20 protein-coding genes are annotated in these 20551 nt (G+C 74.4%); 7 read left to right on the top strand and 13 right to left on the bottom strand.

All coding sequences use genetic code 11. The features are described from left to right. Window positions 1–29: 29 nt before the first annotated feature. The 4 genes from GPA02_RS06230 to hrcA are packed head-to-tail and all read right to left on the bottom strand — an operon-like array spanning window position 30 to window position 4474. A complete protein-coding gene (locus GPA02_RS06230; protein WP_204986516.1) occupies window positions 30–1478 on the bottom strand; it encodes a glycosyltransferase family 39 protein in 1449 nt (482 codons plus the stop codon). A 40-nt stretch (window positions 1479–1518) separates the two neighbouring features. Further along, window positions 1519–2280, bottom strand: a complete 762-nt coding sequence (locus GPA02_RS06235) for a 16S rRNA (uracil(1498)-N(3))-methyltransferase (protein WP_156199051.1) — start codon at window positions 2278–2280, stop codon at window positions 1519–1521. 10 nt (window positions 2281–2290) lie between these two features. Beyond that, the gene (gene dnaJ / locus GPA02_RS06240) at window positions 2291–3409 is read right to left on the bottom strand and encodes a molecular chaperone DnaJ (protein ID WP_156199052.1); all 1119 of its coding nucleotides are present in this window, start codon (window positions 3407–3409) and stop codon (window positions 2291–2293) included. 36 nt (window positions 3410–3445) lie between these two features. Beyond that, window positions 3446–4474, bottom strand: a complete 1029-nt coding sequence (gene hrcA / locus GPA02_RS06245) for a heat-inducible transcriptional repressor HrcA (RefSeq protein ID WP_156199053.1) — start codon at window positions 4472–4474, stop codon at window positions 3446–3448. 123 nt (window positions 4475–4597) lie between these two features. Between hrcA and GPA02_RS06250 the strand changes: the two genes are divergently transcribed. Next, entirely contained in the window at window positions 4598–5449 is an 852-nt protein-coding gene (locus tag GPA02_RS06250) for a DUF3097 domain-containing protein (RefSeq protein ID WP_156199054.1), read from the top strand. Window positions 5450–5459: 10 nt separating this feature from the next. Here GPA02_RS06250 and GPA02_RS06255 read toward each other — a convergent pair whose 3' ends face one another. The 5 genes from GPA02_RS06255 to GPA02_RS06275 form a co-directional block, all read right to left on the bottom strand. Further along, the gene (locus GPA02_RS06255; RefSeq protein WP_156199055.1) at window positions 5460–6347 is read right to left on the bottom strand and encodes an ABC transporter permease family protein; all 888 of its coding nucleotides are present in this window, start codon (window positions 6345–6347) and stop codon (window positions 5460–5462) included. 92 nt (window positions 6348–6439) lie between these two features. Further along, window positions 6440–7726, bottom strand: a complete 1287-nt coding sequence (locus GPA02_RS06260; protein ID WP_156199056.1) for a DUF2189 domain-containing protein — start codon at window positions 7724–7726, stop codon at window positions 6440–6442. A 129-nt stretch (window positions 7727–7855) separates the two neighbouring features. Next, on the bottom strand, window positions 7856–9025 hold the full coding sequence (gene hemW / locus GPA02_RS06265; RefSeq protein WP_156199057.1) for a radical SAM family heme chaperone HemW: 1170 nt from the start codon (window positions 9023–9025) through the stop codon (window positions 7856–7858). Beyond that, window positions 9022–10914, bottom strand: a complete 1893-nt coding sequence (lepA, locus tag GPA02_RS06270) for a translation elongation factor 4 (RefSeq protein WP_240133917.1) — start codon at window positions 10912–10914, stop codon at window positions 9022–9024. Before lepA ends, hemW begins: the two co-directional genes overlap by 4 nt. Before the next feature lie 99 nt (window positions 10915–11013). Beyond that, on the bottom strand, window positions 11014–11604 hold the full coding sequence (locus GPA02_RS06275) for a CueP family metal-binding protein (RefSeq protein WP_204986517.1): 591 nt from the start codon (window positions 11602–11604) through the stop codon (window positions 11014–11016). Window positions 11605–11724: 120 nt separating this feature from the next. On the opposite strand from GPA02_RS06275, the gene GPA02_RS06280 reads away from it, so the two are divergent. From GPA02_RS06280 to GPA02_RS06305, 6 genes are all read left to right on the top strand, one after another. Continuing rightward, window positions 11725–12402 (top strand): hypothetical protein, encoded by a 678-nt coding sequence (locus tag GPA02_RS06280; RefSeq protein WP_156199059.1) that lies wholly within the window; start codon window positions 11725–11727, stop codon window positions 12400–12402. A gap of 95 nt (window positions 12403–12497) precedes the next feature. Continuing rightward, a complete protein-coding gene (locus tag GPA02_RS06285) occupies window positions 12498–13436 on the top strand; it encodes an ABC transporter ATP-binding protein (RefSeq protein ID WP_156199060.1) in 939 nt (312 codons plus the stop codon). Continuing rightward, window positions 13433–14200 (top strand): ABC transporter permease, encoded by a 768-nt coding sequence (locus tag GPA02_RS06290; protein WP_156199061.1) that lies wholly within the window; start codon window positions 13433–13435, stop codon window positions 14198–14200. The genes GPA02_RS06285 and GPA02_RS06290 overlap by 4 nt, the downstream gene beginning before the upstream one ends. Next, entirely contained in the window at window positions 14197–15279 is a 1083-nt protein-coding gene (locus tag GPA02_RS06295; RefSeq protein WP_156199062.1) for a sensor histidine kinase, read from the top strand. Before GPA02_RS06290 ends, GPA02_RS06295 begins: the two co-directional genes overlap by 4 nt. Beyond that, a complete protein-coding gene (locus GPA02_RS06300) occupies window positions 15276–15920 on the top strand; it encodes a response regulator transcription factor (protein ID WP_240133918.1) in 645 nt (214 codons plus the stop codon). The genes GPA02_RS06295 and GPA02_RS06300 overlap by 4 nt, the downstream gene beginning before the upstream one ends. A gap of 44 nt (window positions 15921–15964) precedes the next feature. Beyond that, window positions 15965–16264: a GNAT family N-acetyltransferase gene (locus tag GPA02_RS06305; protein WP_156199063.1), complete on the top strand. Its 300-nt coding sequence runs from the start codon at window positions 15965–15967 to the stop codon at window positions 16262–16264. Between the two features lie 10 nt (window positions 16265–16274). Here GPA02_RS06305 and GPA02_RS06310 read toward each other — a convergent pair whose 3' ends face one another. From GPA02_RS06310 to GPA02_RS06325, 4 genes are all read right to left on the bottom strand, one after another. After that, window positions 16275–17018 carry a hypothetical protein gene (locus tag GPA02_RS06310; protein WP_156199064.1) on the bottom strand — a complete coding sequence of 248 codons (744 nt, stop codon included), beginning with the start codon at window positions 17016–17018 and terminating at the stop codon, window positions 16275–16277. 167 nt (window positions 17019–17185) lie between these two features. After that, entirely contained in the window at window positions 17186–18028 is an 843-nt protein-coding gene (locus GPA02_RS06315) for a transglutaminase family protein (RefSeq protein WP_156199065.1), read from the bottom strand. Continuing rightward, window positions 18025–18951, bottom strand: coding sequence for an alpha-E domain-containing protein (locus tag GPA02_RS06320; RefSeq protein ID WP_156199066.1), 927 nt, complete (start codon window positions 18949–18951; stop codon window positions 18025–18027). The genes GPA02_RS06315 and GPA02_RS06320 overlap by 4 nt, the downstream gene beginning before the upstream one ends. Continuing rightward, window positions 18951–20540 carry a circularly permuted type 2 ATP-grasp protein gene (locus GPA02_RS06325; protein WP_156199067.1) on the bottom strand — a complete coding sequence of 530 codons (1590 nt, stop codon included), beginning with the start codon at window positions 20538–20540 and terminating at the stop codon, window positions 18951–18953. The genes GPA02_RS06320 and GPA02_RS06325 overlap by 1 nt, the downstream gene beginning before the upstream one ends. Between the last annotated feature and the right edge of the window lie 11 nt (window positions 20541–20551).

Here is a 20551-nt window from a genome sequence, read left to right on the forward strand (position 1 = left end):
CGTCTCCCCCGGGCGGCGTGCCACGTCTCTCAGTCGAGGTGCGCCAGGCGCGGCCAGAGCGTGTCCCACGGCTCGAGCGGGTCGTGGCACACCGCGACCGGCACCCCTTGCTCCTCGTTGTCGACACCGAGCCCGTTGTCGAGGCGGTCGCGGACCTCGCAGCGCTCGAAGAAGCGCTGCGTCCAGCCGTACTGGCCGCCGACGACCACGACGACGTCGGCGGCCGGCGGCGGCGCGGTGAGCGCGGCGAGCGCGTTGTGCCCGCTGACGACCGGCACGCCACCGCTGCCGTACCGGTCGAGCGCGCCCGCCTCGCCGTAGTTGCTCGCGATCACGACGTCGGCGCCGGCGTCGACGGCGACGTCGCGCACCTGCTCGGCGTAGCGCTCCCAGCCGACCTGGTCGGCGGCGAGCTGGTTGACCTCGGGCACCGGTGTGCCGCCGAGTCGCTCCAGCGGCACCAGCGGCAGCGCGACGACCGCCGCCACCACCCCGTCGAGCGCGACCGCAGCGATCGCGAGGCCCCGCCGCACCCGGCCGCGCGCCGCCCACTCCGCGACCGGCACGGAGCCGACGCCGTGCAGCACGAGCAGCAGCCCGAGCGGGTAGTAGGGCTGGGTGCCCATGACGACGGTCAGCACCACGAGCAGCCCCAGCGCCACCGGGAGGAACCGCAGCTCTCGCCACGCCGGCCGGCGCAGCAGCGCGACCACGCCCGCGCCCCAGACCGGCACCAGCAGCGGCCCCAGCAGCAGCGCGAGGAACGGCAGCACGAGCACCCGGACCTCGTCGGCGTTGGTCTCGCCGAGCGCCTGGCCCATCCGCAGCTGCGGCCACCCCTCGAGAGCCTGGTAGAGCAGGCTCGGCGATCCCACGACGAGCACCGCCAGCACCCCCGCCCACGGCCAGGGCGAGCGCAGCACGTGTCGCGGCCCCACCAGGAGGATCGCCACCCCGAGCGACGCCAGCAGCGCGAGCACCAGCAGCTTGTTGGCGAGCGCGAGCCCGGCGACGGCGCCGGCGGCGAGCCACCAGGCCGGTGAGCGGCGCACGGCCCGCACGACGCACAGCACGACGACTGGCCACAGCAGCATGTCGAGCGACGCCGTCAGCAGCACGTGGCCGAACGCGAGCGGGAACACCCCGAACCCGGCGCCCCATGCCGCGATCCCCTGCGCGGCCGCCCCGCCGCCGAGCTCGCGCGCGACCAGCGCGACGACGACGACCGTCAGGCACGCGGCCACGACCGCCGGCAGCCGCAGCGCCCACGGCTCGTCGACGACGGCCGCGAGGGACCGCGCCAGCAGCGGCGTCAACGGCGGCTGGTCGAGGTGGCCCCACGCGGGCGGCAGCATCCGGAAGTACAGCTCGTCACGGTGGTAGCCGTAGCCACCGGCGGTGCCTGCGAGCAGCAGCGCGAGGGCACCGGCCGCGCCGAGCACGCGGCCACGAGCCAGCGGTGGGAGCGCCTGCGCCACGCGCACAGGGTGGCAGAGTCGCGCCCCGCCGGGCCAGGGGTCAGCCCCAGCGGCCGGTGCGCGCGGCGAGCACCGCGAGCGCCGCGGGCCCCGCCGTCGAGCTCCGCAGCACGTGCGGGCCCAGCAGCACCGGCGCACCGCCGACTGCCGCCAACGCCTCGACCTCGGCGTCGCTCAGGCCCCCCTCGGGCCCGACCACGACGACGATCTCGGGCACGCCCTCGACCGGCACCTGCACGAGCGGCGCGGCAGCGACCTCGTGCAGCACGAGCACGAGCGCACCGCGACCGGTCGCCTCGGCCACGACGTCGACCAGCGCCTGGCCACGCACGAACGGCAGCAGCTCCGGCAGCCAGGACCGGCGGGCGACCTTCGTCGCCGCGTGCACGATCGCGCGCCAGCGCTGCTCGCCCTTGGCGGCCTTGTCGCCGCGCCACTGGACCACCGACCGCTCGGACTGCCACGGACGCACGGCGTCGACGCCGAGCTCGGTGGCGGCCTCGACGGCCATCTCGTCGCGGTCGCCCTTGGCGAGCGCCTGCACGAGCACGAGCCGCGGCGAGGCCGGCGGCTCGGACGTCACCGCCGTGACCTCGATCTCGACGGCGGCCGGTCCCGAGCCGGGCGCGACCTCGCCCACCAGCCGGGTCCCCACGCCGTCGACCACCTCGATCGGCTCCCCCGCCCGCAGCCGCTGCACCGACACGGCGTGCCGCGCCTCCGGGCCGGTGAGGGTCCACCGCCCGCCCGCGGCGACGCCGTCGAGCGCGCCCGGGTCGACGACGAAGACCGGCGCCGTCATGCCCCGGCGCTCAGCGACCCGCGAAGGTGTCCCGCAGCTTGCGGAACACCGAGCCCTTGACCGGTACCTGCCGCGCCTCCGGGCGCTCCTCGCCACGCTCGACGGCGAGCTCGCGCAGCAGCCGCTCCTGCTCGGGGGTGAGCCGGGTCGGCACGGTCACCTTGATGTGCACGTGCAGGTCGCCGCGCCCCGAGCTCTGCAGGTGCCCGATGCCGAGGCCGCGCAGCGTCACGACGTCGCCGTGCTGGGTGCCCGGCCGGACGTCGACCTCCTGGACGCCGTCGAGCGTCTCGATCGTCAGCACGGTGCCGAGCGCCGCCGCCGTCATCGGGAGCTCGACCTCGCAGTGGAGGTCGTCGCCGCGGCGGGTGAGCAGGCCGTGCTTCTTCTCGCGGACCTCGACGTAGAGGTCGCCCGCGGGGCCGCCGCCGGGGCCGACCTCGCCCTGCCCGCTCAGCTTGATGCGGGTGCCGGAGTCGACGCCCGCCGGGATGTTGACCGTGATCGTGCGGCGCGTGCGCACCCGACCCTCGCCCGAGCACTCGGGGCACGGGTCGGGGATGACCGAGCCGAAGCCGCCGCAGGCGGCGCAGGGGGCGGTCGTCATGACGTTGCCGAGGAACGAGCGGGCGACGCGCTGCACCGAGCCGCGGCCCTGGCACTCGACGCACGTCACCGGGCCGGTGCCGGGCCGGCAGCAGGTGCCGTGGCAGACCGTGCAGAGCACCGCGGTGTCGACGACGACCTCGCGGGTCGCGCCGAACGCGGCCTCCGCGAGCGTGACGTCGATGCGGATGAGCGCGTCCTGGCCGCGGCGCACGCGCGAGGCCGGCCCGCGCGACGCACCGCCGCCAGCGGCGGCCTGGAAGAACGTCTCGAAGATGTCGCTGAACCCGAACCCGGCGCCGGCACCGGACATCCCGGGCATGCCGCCACCGAGGTCGTACATGCGGCGCTTCTCGGGGTTCGAGAGGACCTCGTGGGCCTCCGTCACCTCCTTGAAGCGGTCGCCCGCCTCGGGGCCGGCGACGTCGGGGTGGAGCTGACGCGCCAGCTTGCGGTACGCCCGCTTGATCTCGTCGGGTGTGGCGTCGCGTGAGACGCCGAGCACCTCGTAGTAGTCCGTCACGCTTCTCGTCTCGTCCGTTCCTGCGGTCGTCGGGCGTCAGGACGCCAGGATCTTCGACAGGTACCGCGCCACCGCGCGCACCGCCGCCATCGTCGAGGGGTAGTCCATCCGGGTGGGTCCCACGATGCCCACCTGACCGAACCCGGCACCGACGCCCGATGTTCCGTAGGCGCCCGCGACGACCGCGGTCTCGCTCAGTCCCTCCGTGTGGGTCTCGTGGCCGATGCGCACGGCCAGCGGCGACTCCTCGGCCATCTCGCTGAGCAGCCGCAGCAGCACCACCTGCTGCTCCAGCGCCTCCAGCACCGGCGTGATCGTGCGGGTGAAGTCGACGTCGGCGCGCGCGAGGTTGGCCGTGCCAGCCATCACGATACGCTCGCCGACCTCCTCCGACATCGTGTCGACGACCACATCGATCACCGCGTCCACGAGCTCGGCGTCCTCGTGCGGGAAGGCCCCGACGACCTCGCGCAGCGCGGTGACCAGCTCGGGCATCCGCCGCCCCACGCCCGCGGCGTTGAGCCGGGCACGCAGCTCGGCGAGCGTGGCGCCGTCGAGCTCCTCCTGGGAGATCTCGACCGTGCGCTGCTCGACACGGCCGGTGTCGGTGATGATGACGACCATCAGCCGGTGGGTGGCCGCGGGCACGAGCTCGACGTGCAGCAGCGCCGAGCGTCGTAGCGAGGGGTACTGCACGATCGCCACCTGCTGCGTGAGCTGGGCGAGCAACCGCACGGTGCGCTCGAGCACGTCGTCGAGGTCGACGGCGCCCTCGAGCAGCTCGGAGATCGCGCGCCGCTCGGCGCCGGAGAGCGGCTTGACGACGTTGATCTGGTCGACGAACTCGCGGTAGCCCTTGTCGGTGGGGATGCGCCCGGCCGAGGTGTGCGGCTGCGTGATGTAGCCGGCCTCCTCCAGCGCCGCCATGTCGTTGCGGATCGTGGCGGGCGAGACCCCGAGGTCGTACCGCTCCACGAGCGTGCGGGAGCCGACGGGCTCGCGGCTGCGGACGTAGTCCTGCACGATCGCGCGCAGCACGTCGATCTGCCTGTGTCGACGTTCCATCGGACCCCCTCTCCACGCTGCTCGTCCCGACCGGGTGGCACTCGCCTGCCTCGAGTGCCAATTCTAGTCGCGGTCGCGGCGCCTCCCACGGTTTCGCGCCCGGCGTGCGTAACGTCTCGCCGCGTGAGTCACGACCGCTACGGCACCGATGTCCTCAGCAACGACCCGCACCGCTCCCGGCGCCCGCAGACCACCGACGTCCCCGCGGAGCGGGGTCTGGTGGTCGAGGACGTCGAGACCGGCTGGGTCGGGGCCGTGGTCCGTGTCGAGAAGAGCGGCGGCGAGCACGTCGTCGTGCTCGAGGACCGCAAGGGCCGCACGCGCACGTTCGGGCTCGGTGCGGGGTTCTGGGTCGACGGCAAGCCGGTGCGGCTGGTGCCGCCGCGCCCGAGCGCCTCGGCGCCGACCCGCCCGGCGCGCACCGCGTCCGGCTCGATCGCGGTCCCGCACGCCCGCGCGCGCGTCGCGCGCGCCTCCCGGATCTGGGTCGAAGGCCGTCACGACGCCGAGCTGGTCGAGCGGGTCTGGGGCGACGACCTGCGCCTGGAGGGCGTCGTCGTCGAGATGCTCGACGGCGTCGACCACCTGGCCGACCGGCTCGCCGAGTTCGGCCCGGGCCCGCAGCGGCGGGTCGGGGTGCTCGTCGACCACCTGGTACCGGGGTCGAAGGAGAGCCGCATCGCCGAGTCGGTGATGGCGCGGTTCTCCGGCGTGCTGGTGCTGGGCCACCCCTACGTCGACGTGTGGCAGGCCGTGCAGCCGGCGCGTGTCGGGCTCGAGGCGTGGCCGGACGTGCCACGAGGCACCGACATCAAGACCGGCACGCTGCGGGCGCTGGGCTGGCCGGCGAGCACGCAGGCCGACGTCGCGGCCGGGTGGAAGCGCATCCTCGGCCGGGTGCGCGACTACCGCGACCTCTCGCCCGCCCTGCTGGGGCGGGTCGAGGAGCTCGTCGACTTCGTGACGGTCGACTGAGTCGGAGTGCTCAGCCGACGACCGGCCGGCCCGGCGTCGCAGCGCCGCTGCGGCGGCGGTAGTAGTCGGCGAAGGCGAGCATCGTCACCGGGTTGGTCACCAGCGTGCCGACGCCGCACGCGAGCGCGCCGGCGACGTTGAGCAGGTAGCCGAGCAGCACCAGCACGATCGTCTGGGCGACGTTGTCGATGGCGAACCGCACGCTCGAGGCGATCGCGGTCGTGGCGGACTCGCCGCGGTCGACGACGAAGAACACCGACCAGATACCGAAGAAGCCGACGATCAGCGGCCCGATGCCGGTGATCGCGAGCAGCGCGCTGGCCAGCCCGACGATCACCGCGAGCACCAGCAGCTGGAGGACGTTGCGCGGGCGGAAGAAATCGGCGAGCGTGACGCGCTCCCCCGCGATCGCCCGCAGCGACGCCGTCGCGAACGCGCCCACCTGGACGATCGCCAGCAGCGCGACCACGAGCACGACGAGGAGGCCACCGAACCCGAACAGGGCCGCGAGGCCGCGCGAGACGTCGCCGTCCTCGTCGACGCGGCCGGCGCCCAGCACGCCGATCGCGAGCAGCAGCAGCCCGACCGGGACGACGAGCACCAGACCCCACAGGATCTGGGAGACGACAAACGGCCACGGGTTGGCCGTGAAGGCGCGCCAGCCGTGCCCTAGCGAGTCCACCGCCTGCGGCTCGCCGTCGCTCGGCGGGCCGTAGCCGGGGCCGGGTGGACCGTAGCTGCCGTCGGGGCCGGGGCCCGGCGGGGGCGGCGGCGGGAAGCCTCCCTGCTCGGGACCCGGGTAGGCACCCCGCGGGGGCGGCGCCTGTCCGTAGCCGCCGGGCGGCGGGGTGGCCGAGCCCTCGGTGGGCTGCGGGCCCTGGGGCGGGTTCTCGCTCATGGTCGCCTCGCTCGGGGTCGTGGGATGGACGGTGGGTGCGCGGACGGCGGGGGTCGAGCCGACCCCCGCCGTCGCGGTGCTGCTGTGCCCGGTCAGACCGGGGCGACCTGCTGGCCCGAGAGCCGCTTGTACGCGTACACGGTCGCCAGCGAGCCGACCGGGATGACGACGAACAGCAGACCGGTGCCGCAGATCACGATGACGCCCGCGATCGCGAGGCCGATGAAGATCAGGTAGAGCAGCACCACCTGGCCGAGGTTGCTCGTGACGAGCTTGACGCCCTGGCTGAGCGCGTCGCCGATCGCGAGCCCGCGGTCCAGCGCGAGCGGCACCACGAAGATCGTCAGCACGGTGACGAGGACCTGGAGCAGGCCGCCGATGCCCGGGACCAGGCCGACGAGGTTGCTCGCCAGACCGACCACGACCGCGGCGACCAGACCCGGCACGAGGTGCTGGAAGGAGAAGAAGTCGCCCAGGCTGTTGAGCCGCCCGTTCGCCTTGTGCAGCGCACCCTGGACCAGCACGAGGCCGAGCGCCGTGAGGATGAGCCCGAGGATCGCCGACATGATGCGCTCGGTGCCGGACATCGCGAAGGCGTCGTAGCTCGCGCTGAAGCCGCCGTCGGTCACCGCGCCGAACGGCGACAGGACGAGCGACAGGAGCCCGCCGACCACGACGAGGCCGAGCATGATCAGCAGCCAGTAGCCGACGTTCGAGCCGTAGGCCCGGAAGCCCCAGCCGACGGCCTCGGTCGCGCTGAAGGCCTGCGGCGCGCCCCACGGGCCACCGGCGCCCGCCGGGCCGCCGTACTGGCCGTACGACCCGGGCGGCGGCGGTGCCGCCGGGAACCCGCCGCCGGCGGGTGCCCCGTACCCGGGCTGCTGCGGGGGCTGTTGCCCGTAACCCGGCTGCTGCGGCTGCTGCCCGTAGCCGGGCTGCTGCGGCGGCTGCTGGCCGTAGGTGGGCGGCTGCTGGCCGTAGGTGGGCTGCTCGGGAGCGCCCGAGGACGCACCGAACTGCGGAGCGGGCGGCACCGGCGGGGTGCCGTAGCCCGGCTGCTGCGGGGCGCCCGAGGAGGCGCCGAAGCCCTGGTCGCCGGCGCCGTAGGACGGCTGCTGCGGCTGCCCGTACGCAGGCGGCTGCGGTGGAGCCTGCGGCGGCTGGTAGCCCGGCTGCTGCGGCTGGCCGTAGCCGGGCTGCTGCGGCGCCGCGGGATCCGCGGGAGCGGAGGGCTCGGCCGGGGTCGCCCCCTGCCCGGGCTGCTCGGGCTGCGCGGGTGGCACCTGGCCACCCTCGGACGCAGGCGGGAACTCGGCGCCACCGGCCGGGTCGGCCGGCGTGCCGCCGGTGTTCTGCGGGTCCTGCGGGTTGTCAGTCATGACGCTCCTGTGCACGGATCGTGGAGATCTTGTGCCGCACACGCTACAGACTCGACCCCCTCGCTCGCGGCTGCCACACGGGTGAGAGGTACCCACCCCGGACCGGACGGCGGCGCCGGGCACGGGGCGTCAGGCCACCAGCCGCCCGACGACGGTGTCCGCGAGGAGCCGGCCGCGGCGCGTCAGCCGGGCGACGCCGGCGCCCGCGGCGTCGGGGTCGACGAGGCCGTCGGCGGCCAGCTCGTGCAGGGTCGCACGGTGCTCCGCACCCAGCGGCAGCCCGTCGACGAGCCGGATCCCGAGCAGCACGTGCTCGTCGGCGACCTGCTCGGCCGTGAGCTGCTCGGTCTCGGCGACCGGCAGCTCGCCCGCCGCGACCCGCTGCGCGTAGGCCCGCGGGTGCTTGACGTTCCAGAACCGCGTCCCGGCGAGGTGGCTGTGCGCCCCGGGCCCGATCCCCCACCAGTCGTGCGAGCGCCAGTACGCGACGTTGTGCCGGCACCGCTGCTCGGGCCGGCGGGCCCAGTTGGAGATCTCGTACCAGCCGTAGCCGGCCTCGGCGAGCAGGGTGTCGGCGAGCTCGTACTTGGCGGCCTGGTCGTCGCCGTCGACCCCGGGGAGCTCGCCGCGTCGCACGCGCGTGTGCATCCGGGTGCCGGGCTCGATCGTCAGCGCGTAGGCGGACACGTGGTCGGGCTCCAGCGCCAGCACCGCCTCGAGGCTGCGGCGCCAGTCGTCCAGGCTCTCCCCGGGCGTGCCGTAGATGAGGTCGAGCGAGACCGCGAGGCCGGCGTCGCGCGCCCAGGCGACGACCTGCGGCACCCGGTCCGGGTCGTGCGTGCGGTCCAGCGTCGCCAGCACGTGCGGCACGGCCGACTGCATGCCGAACGAGACCCGGGTGAACCCGGCGTCGCGCAGCGCCTGCAGGTCGGCCGCCCACACCGAGTCCGGGTTGGCCTCGGTCGTCACCTCCGCGTCGGGCACGAGCCCCCACGTGCGGTCGACGGCGTCGAGCATCCGGGCGAGGTCCGCCGTCGGGAGCAGGGTCGGCGTGCCACCGCCGAAGAACACGGTCTCGACCGGGCGTCCCGCGAGCCCGCGGCGACGCAGCTCGGCGTCGGCGAGCGCGACCTCGGCGACCGCGCTCGCGGCGTAGCTCGCCTGGCTCGCGCCGCCGCCCAGCTCGGTCGCGGTGTAGGTGTTGAAGTCGCAGTACCCGCAGCGCACCGAGCAGAACGGGACGTGCAGGTAGACGCCGAACCGCGTCGCCGCCGCGCCCGGCACGCCGGCGCCGCTCACTTCTTCGCGGTCTCCTTGCCGCCGCCGGCATCGGAGGACAGCGCGGCGACGAACGCCTCCTGGGGCACCTCGACGCGGCCGATGTTCTTCATCCGCTTCTTGCCCTCCTTCTGCTTCTCGAGCAGCTTGCGCTTGCGGCTGATGTCGCCGCCGTAGCACTTGGCGAGCACGTCCTTGCGCAGCGCGCGCACGGTCTCGCGGGCGATGATGCGGCTGCCGACGGCGGCCTGGATCGGCACCTCGAACTGCTGCCGCGGGATCAGCTCCTTGAGCTTCTCCGTCATCGAGACGCCGTAGGCGTACGCCTTGTCGCGGTGCACGATCGCCGAGAACGCGTCGACGGTCTCGCCCTGCAGCAGGATGTCCACCTTGACGAGGTTCGCCTCGGCATCGCCTGCGAGCTCGTAGTCGAGCGTCGCGTAGCCGCGCGTCCGCGACTTCAGCTGGTCGAAGAAGTCGAAGATGATCTCGGCGAGCGGCAGCGTGTAGCGCAGCTCGACACGGTCCTCGCTCAGGTAGTCCATGCCCTTGAGCGAGCCGCGCCGCGACTGGCACAGCTCCATGATCGTGCCGACGTACTCGCTCGGTGCGAGCAGCGTCGCCTTGACCAGCGGCTCGCGGACGGAGGCGATCTTGCCCTCGGGGAACTCCGAGGGGTTGGTGACCACGACCTCCTTGCCGTCCTCCATCGTCACGTCGTAGACGACGTTGGGGGCGGTCGAGATGAGATCGAGGTTGAACTCGCGCTCGAGGCGCTCCCGGACGATCTCCAGGTGCAGCAGCCCGAGGAAGCCGCAGCGGAACCCGAAGCCGAGCGCGACCGAGGTCTCCGGCTCGTAGGTCAGCGCGGCGTCGTTGAGCTTGAGCTTGTCGAGCGCCTCACGCAGGTCCGGGTAGTCGGAGCCGTCGATCGGGTACAGCCCGGAGAACACCATCGGCTTGGGGTCGGCGTAGCCCGGCAGCGCCTCCGAGGCGGGCTTCGCGGCGTTGGTGACCGTGTCGCCGACGCGGGACTGGCGCACGTCCTTGACGCCGGTGATCAGGTAGCCGACCTCGCCGACGCCCAGCCCCGCCGTCGGCCTGGGCTCGGGCGAGGAGACGCCGATCTCGAGCAGCTCGTGGGTGGCACGCGTCGAGTGCATGAGGATGCGCTCGCGCGGGCTGAGGTGGCCGTCGACGACGCGCACGTAGGTGACGACGCCGCGGTAGGTGTCGTAGACGGAGTCGAAGATCATCGCCCGGGCCGGCGCGTCGGGGTCGCCGACCGGCTGCGGCACCTCGGCGACGATCCGGTCGAGCAGCGCGGGCACGCCCTCACCGGTCTTGCCGGAGACCTTGAGGCAGTCCTCGGGGTCGCCGCCGATGAGGTTGGCCAGCTCCTCGGCGTACTTCTCGGGCTGCGCGGCCGGCAGGTCGATCTTGTTGAGGACCGGGATGATCGCGAGGTCGTTCTCCATCGCGAGGTAGAGGTTTGCCAGCGTCTGCGCCTCGATGCCCTGCGCGGCGTCGACGAGCAGCACCGCACCCTCGCACGCCGCGAGCGAGCGCGAGACCTCGTAGGTGAAGTCCACGTGGCCCGGCGTGTCGATCATGTTGAGGGCGTACGGCACGACCTCACCGGTCGTCTCGTCGACGACGCCCCACGGCATCCGCACGGCCTGGCTCTTGATCGTGATGCCGCGCTCGCGCTCGATGTCCATGCGGTCGAGGTACTGCGCGCGCATCTGGCGCTCCTCGACGACACCGGTCAGCTGCAGCATCCGGTCGGCCAGCGTCGACTTGCCGTGGTCGATGTGGGCGATGATGCAGAAGTTGCGCAGGAGCTCCGGCGGCGTCGCTGCGGGAGCGATGCGGTCGGCCTGCGCGGACTGGCTCAGGATCGGGGGCAACGAGAGACCTCGGGGACTAGGGACGGAACCGGCTCCCATGGTCCCACGCCGCGACGCCCCGCCGGCCCCGGCCGTCCACCGGCACGGCGACGGTGTCGATCAGGTGAGCCGGAGCGAGGTGAGGCAGGTGAGGTCGTCCGGACCGGTCGTCACGACGACGTTCCCGGAGCGACCGCCGGCGGCGATCGTCACCTCGGCCTCGATGCCGTCGGGCAGCCAGTAGGCGACGTAGCCGTTGTCGAAGGTGCGGGTCGTCTCGTCGACGAGCACCTCGCCGGAGGCGGTGTCGACGATCGTCACGTCGACCTCGGTGTCGCCCATCTCGCCGGTGCAGGTCGTCAGGCTGTGGAACCAGCAGTCGTGCGTGCTCTCGACGTAGGGCGCCACCGAGAGGTGGAACAGACCCTCCGGCGTCGGGACGGCCACCTCGGCGCCCGCGCCGTCCGCGAGCACGACCTCGTCGGGACGCACCGACGCCAGCACGTCGGCCGGTCGCTCCTCGACCGGCATCGACTCGAGGAGCGCGACCATGTCGACGACGTCCATCGCCGCCAGGGAGTCGACGTCGAGCCGTGCGGCCGGGGTGCCACCGCCCGCGGCCGCGGCGTCGTCGTCGACGCCGCAGCCCGCGGTGGTGATCCCGAGCATCACGAGCCCCAGAAGGAGGGTGAGAAGCCGTGTGCGGGTCACGTCGTCACGCTAGGGCTCGCCACGGGGTCGGGACCGGGCCGAAGGTCCCGGGCCGGGGGCGGCGTCGCCACGGGTCGACGGCCTCGGGCCTGGACGGCACGCGTGCGTGAGAATGGGGGCATGAGCGGCCTCTCCGACACCCTGGCGGCGCTGGCGCGCGGCGGTGGCCAGCTACTGCGGGTGCCGACCGCGCTGCTGCTCGGCTGGGCCGGCCTCGTGCTGCTGGTGCTCGCGCTCGAGGTGTGGGCGCTGCTCGGACCGGCCGGGGGGCCGGGGCCGGTGGGGTCTGCGCTGCTGGTCGCGCTGGTGGCGCTCCTCGCTGTGCCGGTCGTCGTGCTCGCGGTGCGTCGACGCCGCTGGCTACGGCTGACCCGGCAGGCGAGCGCGGAGGCCGCGTCCGCCACGGTGGTCGTCGGCGGCTCGACCGACCTCGTCACGATCGACGCGCTCGGCGACCGGGTCGAGGACGAGATCTCGGGCATGGACGGCGAGGAGGACGTGCGCGCGGTCATGGACGCGTTCACCGAGATCCAGCAGCCGGAGGCGAGCAGCCGTGGGGCCGGCGCCCGCATGACGCGCGCGCTCGGCGTCGGCCGGCTCGCGGTGATCGGGCGGGTGTTCGGGCGCATGGAGCGTGCCCAGCGGGCGCTGCTCGCGGCCGCGGGCGGCCCGGTGCGGGCTCCCTACCTCGTCGACGACCTGCGGGTGACGGTCGCGGCGCTGCTGGGCACGGTGGCGACCGCCGTCGTCGGCGGGCTGGCGGCGCTCGTGCTCGCCGCGGTGCTGCTGGCCCGCTGAGCGGGTGCCCGGGTGCCCGGGCATGACAGCTGTCACGGTGACGACCGTGACGGGCGGGGCTGTCGCGCACCCGCCGCGCGCGCCACGCTGGACGCATGACCACGACCACCGAGCCGGCGATCGACCTCGTCGGCGTCACGAAGACCTTCACACCCGTGGGCAGACCGCCCGTCGAGGCCGTGCGCGGCATCGACCTGCGGGTCGGCCGCGGTGAGATCGTCGCCTTCCTCGGCCCGAACGGCGCCGGCAAGACGACCACCTTGGACATGGTGCTGGGGCTGACCCAGCCCACGGCCGGTCGGGTCGCCGTGCACGGCCGACCGGCCCGCACCGCCGTGCTGGAGGGGCGGGTGTCCGCCGTGCTGCAGAGCGGCGGCCTGCTGCACGACCTGACGGTGCGCGAGACCGTGCAGGTGATCGCGTCGGCGTACCGGCAGCCGCGAGACGTCGACGAGGTGCTCGAGCGCACCGGTCTGACGGCGCTGGCCCGGCGACGGGTGAGCAAGTGCTCGGGCGGCGAGCAGCAGCGGCTGCGGTTCGCGCTCGCCCTGCTGCCCGACCCCGACCTGCTCGTCCTGGACGAGCCCACGGCCGGCATGGACGTCGGTGCCCGGCACGAGTTCTGGGCCACGATGCGCGCCGAGGTCGAGGGCGGCCGCACGGTCGTGTTCGCGACCCACTATCTCGAGGAGGCGGACGCCTTCGCCCAGCGGATCGTCATGGTCGCGCGCGGCAGGGTCGTCGCCGACGGGTCGACGGCGGAGATCCGCGCCCGCGCGACCGGTCGCACGGTCTCGGCGACGCTGCCCGCGGCAACCGCCCAGCAGGCGGTCGCCACGCTGCGGCGCCGCCCCGACGTCGTCGCCGCCGACCTCGCCGGCGACCGGGTCACCGTGCGCACCGGCGACGCGGACGCCGTCGCGCTCGCGCTGCTGACCGATCTGGGCGGCTCCGGGCTGGAGATCACGACCGGCTCGCTCGACGACGCCTTCCTCGCCCTGACCGCCGACGACCTCGTGGGAGCCGACCGATGACCGCCGTCTACTACGCGATGGAGCTGCGCCGCACCGGCCGCGACGTCGTCAACCTGTTCTTCACCGCGGTGCTGCCCGCGTTCCTGTACGTGATCTTCGGCGCGAGCCAGGACTACTCGACCGACATGCTGCCCACCGGGCGCGGGAACGTCGCGATGTACATCATGGTGTCGATGGCCGCCTACGGCGCCGTGACCGCGACGACCGGCATCGGCGGCATGGCCGCCGTCGAGCGCATGCAGGGCTGGGGCCGCCAGCTCGGGCTCACGCCGATGCGCGACAGCCAGTACGTGCTGGTCAAGGCCCAGCTGGGGCTGACGATCGCGCTGATCCCGGTCGCGCTCATCTACGTCATCGGGTTCGCCACGGGCGCCGCCGGGGAGCTGCGCGCCTGGCTGCTCAGCGGCGTGCTCGTGCTCGCCGGCGCCGCGCTGTTCTCGCTGTACGGGCTCGTGTTCGGGCTGGCGTTCCGCACCGAGGGTGCGGTCAGCGCGGCGAGCGGCTCGCTCGTCATCCTGGCGTTCCTCGGGAACCTCTTCTTCCCGCTCTCCGGCACGATGCTCACGATCGCCAAGCTGACGCCGCTGTACGGCATCGTGGCGCTGGCGCGGGAGCCGCTGACGGAGGGCTGGCTGGTGGCGACCGACGGCGCCGCGCCCGTGCACGACCCGCTCTGGGTGCCGGTGGCTAATGTCGCGGTGTGGCTGACGATCCTCACCGTGCTGGCGGTGCTCCTGGTGCGGCGGGGACGCGCCCGCCAGTGACCACGGAGACGGCGCAGACGCAGCTCGTCAGCCACCCCTGGCAGCGCTGGGGCTGGCTCGCGGGCGGCGTCTGGCTGCTGTTCCTGGCCTTCCCGGTGACGACGATCCTCGAGCGCCACGCCGGCGGCGGGCAGCGCGCCCTGGGACTGGTGCTGGTGGCGTTGTTCGCGGTCGTCTACGCGCTCGGTTTCGTCCGGCTGTTCCGCTCGGACTACCCGGTACCCGGCGCCTGGCCGCTGCTGGTCGTGCTCGTCGCGCTGATCGGCGGCGTCGCGACCGTCATCGGGACCGACGCGATGGCCATGGCACCGTTCGCGGTCGCGTGGGTCGCGTGGTCGCAGCCGTGGCCGCGCGGCGGCTGGTACGCCGCGGGGCTCACGGCGCTGGGGCTGCTGGTGCTCGCGCTCGCGCCGGGCGACGACGGCGTCTACGTGCTCCCGCTGCTGCTCGTGCTCGGCTTCAGCGCGCTCATGCGGGTCTTCGACACCTTCACCGAGCGGCAGGCGGAGATCGGCGAGGCGCTGGCCGTCGTCGCCGAGCGCGAGCGGGTCGCGCGCGACGTCCACGACGTGCTGGGGCACTCGCTCACCGCGATCTCGGTCAAGGCCGAGCTGGCGAGCCGGATGCTCGAGGTGGACCAGACGCGCGCCGCCCGCGAGCTCGCCGAGGTGCAGGAGCTCGCACGCGACGCGCTCGCCGAGATCCGCTCGACCGTCGCGGGGCTGCGGGCGACACGCATCGAGGACGAGCTCGAGACGGCGCGGGAGACCCTCACGGCCTCCGGGATCACGCCGGAGGTCGTCGGCGACCCGGACGACGTCGGCGTCGCGCAGCGGATCGTGCTCGCCTGGGCGGTCCGCGAGGCGGTCACGAACGTCATCCGGCACTCGCGCGCGAGCCGGTGCCGCATCGCGCTCGGGCCGCGCTCGCTCGTCGTCACCGACGACGGCGTCGGCGCCACCGGGCCCGAGGGCAACGGTCTGCGGGGCCTGCGCGAGCGCGTGAGCGCCTCGGGCGGGACCGTCACCTCCGGCCCCGGCCCGGACGGCCGGGGCCACGAGCTGCGGGTGGAGCTGTGAGCGCGCCGTCGACGCCGGACGGCGCGGGAGCCGGCGCGATCCGGGTGCTGCTCGCCGACGACCAGGCCCTCGTGCGCGGCGCGCTCGCCGCGCTGCTCGCCCTCGAGCGCGACATCGAGGTGGTGGCCGAGGTCGGGCGCGGCGACGAGGTGGTCCCGGCCGCGCAGGCGAGCGGGCCCGACGTCTGCGTGCTCGACATCGAGATGCCGGGCGCCGACGGCATCGAGGCGACGGCGGCCGTCCGCCGCGCCCTGCCCGGCTGCCGGGTGCTGGTCGTGACGACCTTCGGCCGGCCCGGCTACCTCAAGCGGGCGCTCGCGGCCGGCGCGACCGGGTTCGTCGTCAAGGACACCCCCGCGCGCCAGCTGGCCGACGCCGTCCGGCGGGTCCACGCGGGGCTGCGGGTCATCGACCCCGCGCTCGCGGCGTCCTCGCTCGTCGAGGGCGACAACCCGCTGACCGAGCGCGAGCAGGACGTGCTGCGGCTCGCGCTCACCGGTGCCGCGGTGGCCGACATCGCGGGCGGTCTGCACCTGTCGCAGGGCACCGTCCGCAACTACCTGTCGTCGGCAATCGGCAAGACCGGCACCACCACGAGGTACGAGGCGGCGCGCGTGGCGCAGGAGCGCGGCTGGCTCTAGCCCGACGACCGCCGCGCGCGGCTGTCGGCGGGTAGCGTCGGCGGATGACCACGCTCCCCGGGCCGTCCGTCGCCGACAACGACAGCAAGCAGCGCTACGAGGCCACGCTCGCCGACGGCGAGGTCGCCGGCTACGCCGCCTACGAGCGCGCCGACGGCGTCACCACGTTCACGCACACGGTCGTCGAGCCGCAGCACGAGGGCAAGGGCATCGGGTCCGCGCTCGTGCGCGCGGCGCTCGAGGCGGAGCGGGCCGCCGGCCGCCGCATCGTGCCGCAGTGCTCGTTCGTGCGTGCCTTCGTCGAGCGCCACCCCGAGCACGCGGACCTCGTCGCGGGGTCCTGAGCCCGGCCGCTCAGCCCTGCGGCACCGGCCGCAGGAGGCCGTGGACCACGACGTGCTCCGGCGCCAGCCAGGGCGCGACGACCTCGTGCACCGCCGCGACGACGTCGTCGGAGGCGACCTCGACGGAGACCTCGAGGACGCCGTCGACGCCCGTGCCCGACCCGAGCACCTCGACGCCGGCGTCCTCGGAGTGCAGCGCCTCCTGGGCCGCCGCCGTGTCGGCGCGCGTCGGCACGTCGCGCTCGACGACGCACAGCCACCCCGGCCACACCCCGCGGAGCGCGGCGTGCGCGGCCTCGGCGTCGTGCCCGGAGGCGAGCACGACGTTGAGGGCCGACGAGCCGTCGGAGACGTAGGAGGTCGCGTAGCCGTCGAGCCCCTCGGCCGCGAGGAGGAGCGCGTCACGGGCCGCGAACCCTTCCTCGTCGTCGGGGTCGAACGACTCGTCGCCGCCGCGGTAGGGGTCGTCGCACAGCGCCGGGAACATCTCCTCGGCGCCGGGCTGCTCCGGCACCGCCCAGGCCGGCGGCTCGGCGGCGACCGGCTCGGTCAGCGTGAACGTCTCGCCGTCGTAGGTGCCGACCAGCCAGCCGGTGCCCCACGTCGTGCCCGACGCGCTCTGGGCGTCGGGGACCTCGTCCCAGTCGAGCCCCGCGACCGTCGGGCCGCCGCACTGCGGCGGGAAGGACTCCATGACACCGCCCAGGCACAGGACCGGGTCGTCCTCGCCCTGCTGCAGGACGGTCGCCTGCACGCCCTACTCCGTCGCGTCGTCGGTGCCGCCGTCGGCGGGTGCCGTGCCGGGCGCTCCTGCGCAACCGGCCACCACGGCCGCAGCGACACCGGACAGGACGACGAACCCCCGAGCTCTCATGCCCGGTACGTGTGGCGGGAGCGGCGTGCGTTGCAGCCGTCTCGATCTCACGCCTCGCGCGTGATGCGGACCTCGACCGACTGCTCGGAGCGGCCGCCGCCGGAGTACACGCCCTTCAGCGGCGCGACGTCGCCGTACTCGCGGCCGCGGGCGACGACGACGTGGTGGTCGTCGGCCGGCGTGCGGTTGGTCGGGTCGAACCCGACCCAGTCCCCCACCCAGTACTCCACCCAGGCGTGCGACTCCCCCGACACCGGCACGCCCGGCTCCGACGCCGCCGCGAGCGGGTGCAGGTACCCGGAGACGTAGCGCGCCGGGATGCCGACCGCACGGAGCGCGGCCGCGCCGAGGTGGGCGATGTCCTGGCAGACGCCCGTGCGTGCCTGCCACGCCTCGCTGGCGCGGGTGTGCACGCCGGTGACCCCGGGCACGTACTCGACCTCGTCGCGCACGCCGGTGAGGATCGCCGTCGCGGCCTCCGACGGCGTCCGGCCGCCGACGAGGTCGTGGGCCAGCTCGACCAGGTCGGGCGCGGGCTCGGTCACCGGCGTCGCGTCGAGCTGCTCGCACATCCGGTCGGCGGTCGCGGGGTCGCGCAGCACGTCCCAGCCGACCGGCTCGGCCGGCGGCGGCGTGGGCGAGACGTCGACGCGCGACTCGGCGAGCACGACCAGGCCCTCGTGCGGCGTCAGCACCTCGAAGGCGGTGACCTCGGTGCCCCAGTAGTCGGTGTAGGTCGACTGGTGGGTCGCCGGCGTCGCGGTGACGCGGGCGGCCAGCACGTTCTGGCGCGGCAGCTGGAGGGGCCGCATGCGCGCCTCGTTGTAGGACGCCGTCACGGTGCGGGCGTAGCTGAAGGTCGTGCGGTGCACGATGTGCAGCCGGGTCACCACGGGTCTCCGATCCAGTCGTCGGACACCCCGGAGGGGAAGTAGCGCAGCTTGATCGCGTCCGAGGCCTCCGAGCAGGCGCGCTGCACGTCGGCCATCTCCTCCGGCAGGTTGCCCAGCAGCTTGAGCATCGGTCGGTACTCCAGGCCGGACCGGATCCGGCCGAGCACGGTGCGGGCGTCCTCCTCGCCGCGGCGGCGGGCGCCGCGCTCGAGGGTCTCCAGGCAGGACTCCGCGCGCATGAGCGAGTACACGACCGAGCGCGGGAACGAGGGGTCGAGCAGCAGGAACTCGGCGGCGAGCCTGTCGGCCTCCCGGCCGCGGTAGGTGCGCAGGTAGGCCTCGTAGGCGCCGCACGAGCGGAGCATCGTCGTCCACCCGGGCGCCGCGCTGCCCGCGACCGCGCGGGTGGCGATGAGCCGGGCGGTCATGTCCGCGCGCTCGATCGAGCGGCCGAGCACGAGGAACTGGTGCGAGGCGTCGCGCGGGGTCGTCGCGTCGACGACGCCGCCGACGAGCGCGGCGCGCTCGCGCACCCACGCGAAGAACTCCGGCGGTGTCCACCGGGTGGTGCGGCGCAGCGCGTTCCAGGTCGTGTTGAGGCCCTCCCACAGCTCGGAGGAGAGCACCTCACGGGCGCGGCGCGCGTTCTCGCGGGCCGCCGTCAGCGACCCCGCGATCGATCCGGGCGAGGTCCGGTCCCACGCGAGGGTGTCGAGCACGTCCTGCCGCGTGACGACGACGTCCTCGGCGGGCGCGGTGGCACCCATGACAGCGAGCAGCGAGCGGCACGCGAGGTCCTCCTCGACCCAGGGGTCCTCCAGCAGCAGCTGCAGGTGGGCGTCGAGGATGCGGGCGGTGTCGTCGGCCCGCTCGACGTAGCGGCCGATCCAGAACAGCGACTCGGCGATGCGCGAGAGCATCAGGCCTCACCGCCCGCTCGGGTCTGCTGCTGCTGCTCCTGCTGCGGGTGCTGGCCCTGCGCGGTGTCGTGCGGGTTGGTGTCCAGCGGCACCCCCGTGACCGGCTGCGCCGCGGGCGGCTCGGCCGCCACGGTCGTGCGGCGTCGGCCGCTGCCGAGCACCCAGGTGTCCTTCGAGCCGCCGCCCTGCGAGGAGTTGACGACCAGCTGGCCCTCGGCGAGCGCGACGCGGGTCAGCCCGCCCGGCAGCACCCACACGTTCTCGCCGTCGTTGACGGCGAAGGGCCGCAGGTCGACGTGCCGCGGCCGCAGCGAGTCGCCCGCGAGCGTCGGCACCGTCGACAGCTGCACGACCGGCTGCGCGATCCAGCCGCGCGGGTCGGCGCGCAGCCGGGTGCGGGCGGCGTCGAGCTCCGCGCGGCTGGCGGCCGGGCCGATGATGATGCCCTTGCCGCCGGAACCGTCCACGGGCTTGACGACGAGCTCGGGCAGCCGGTCGAGCACCTCGGCCAGCGCCTCGGGCTCCTCGAGCCGCCACGTGTCGACGTTGGCGAGGATGGGCTCCTCGCCCAGGTAGTAGCGGATGAGGTCGGGCACGTAGGTGTAGACGAGCTTGTCGTCCGCGACGCCGTTGCCGACCATGTTCGCGATCGTCACCGTGCCGGCGCGCGCGGCGTTGATGAGCCCCGGGCAGCCCAGCAGCGAGTCGGGCCGGAACGCCACCGGGTCGAGGAACTCGTCGTCGACGCGGCGGTAGATGACGTCGACGCGGCGCCGACCCTCGGTCGTGCGCATGTAGACGCGGTCGCCCGCGCACACGAGGTCGCGGCCCTCGACGAGCTCGACCCCCATGAGACGCGCGAGCAGCGAGTGCTCGAAGTAGGCGGAGTTGTAGGCGCCCGGGGTCAGCACGACGACGACCGGGTCGTCGACGCCGGGCGGCGCGGCGGCCGTGAGCGCGGCGAGCAGCCGGCGCGGGTAGTCGGCGACCGGCCGGATCCGCATGCGCGAGAACAGCTCGGGGAACGACTGCGCCATCGCGCGGCGGTTGGAGAGCACGTAGGAGACGCCGCTCGGCACCCGCACGTTGTCCTCGAGCACGCGCCAGCCGTCGGCGCTGTCACGGATGACGTCGATGCCCGCGACGTGCACCCGCACCCCGTTGGCCGGGTGGATGCCCATCGCGGCCCGGTGGAAGTGCGCCGAGGAGAGGATCAGCCGGCGTGGCAGCACGCCGTCGGCGATGACCTTCTGCTCGCCGTAGACGTCGGCGAGCAGGGCCTCCAGCGCCCGCACCCGTTGGGCGATCCCGGGCGCGAGGTGGTCCCACTCGGCGCCGTCGAGGACGCGCGGCACCGCGTCGAGCGGGAACGGCCGCTCCTCTCCTCCGATGTCGAACGTGACGCCCTGGTTGAGGTAGCTGCGGGCGAGCGCGTCGGCACGCAGCCGCAGCTCGTCGGCGTCGAGCGCACCCATCGTGCGGTGCACGTGCTGGTAGGGCGCGCGGATGCCGTCGGCGCCGTCCGGCTCGGGCCCCATCATCTCGTCCCAGGCGGCTCCGCGGGGGTAGCCCTCGAACAGATCCGCCATGCCGACGAACC

It is taken from the genome of Actinotalea caeni (genome assembly GCF_009733795.1).
GTDB classification, from domain to species: domain Bacteria; phylum Actinomycetota; class Actinomycetes; order Actinomycetales; family Beutenbergiaceae; genus Pseudactinotalea; species Pseudactinotalea caeni.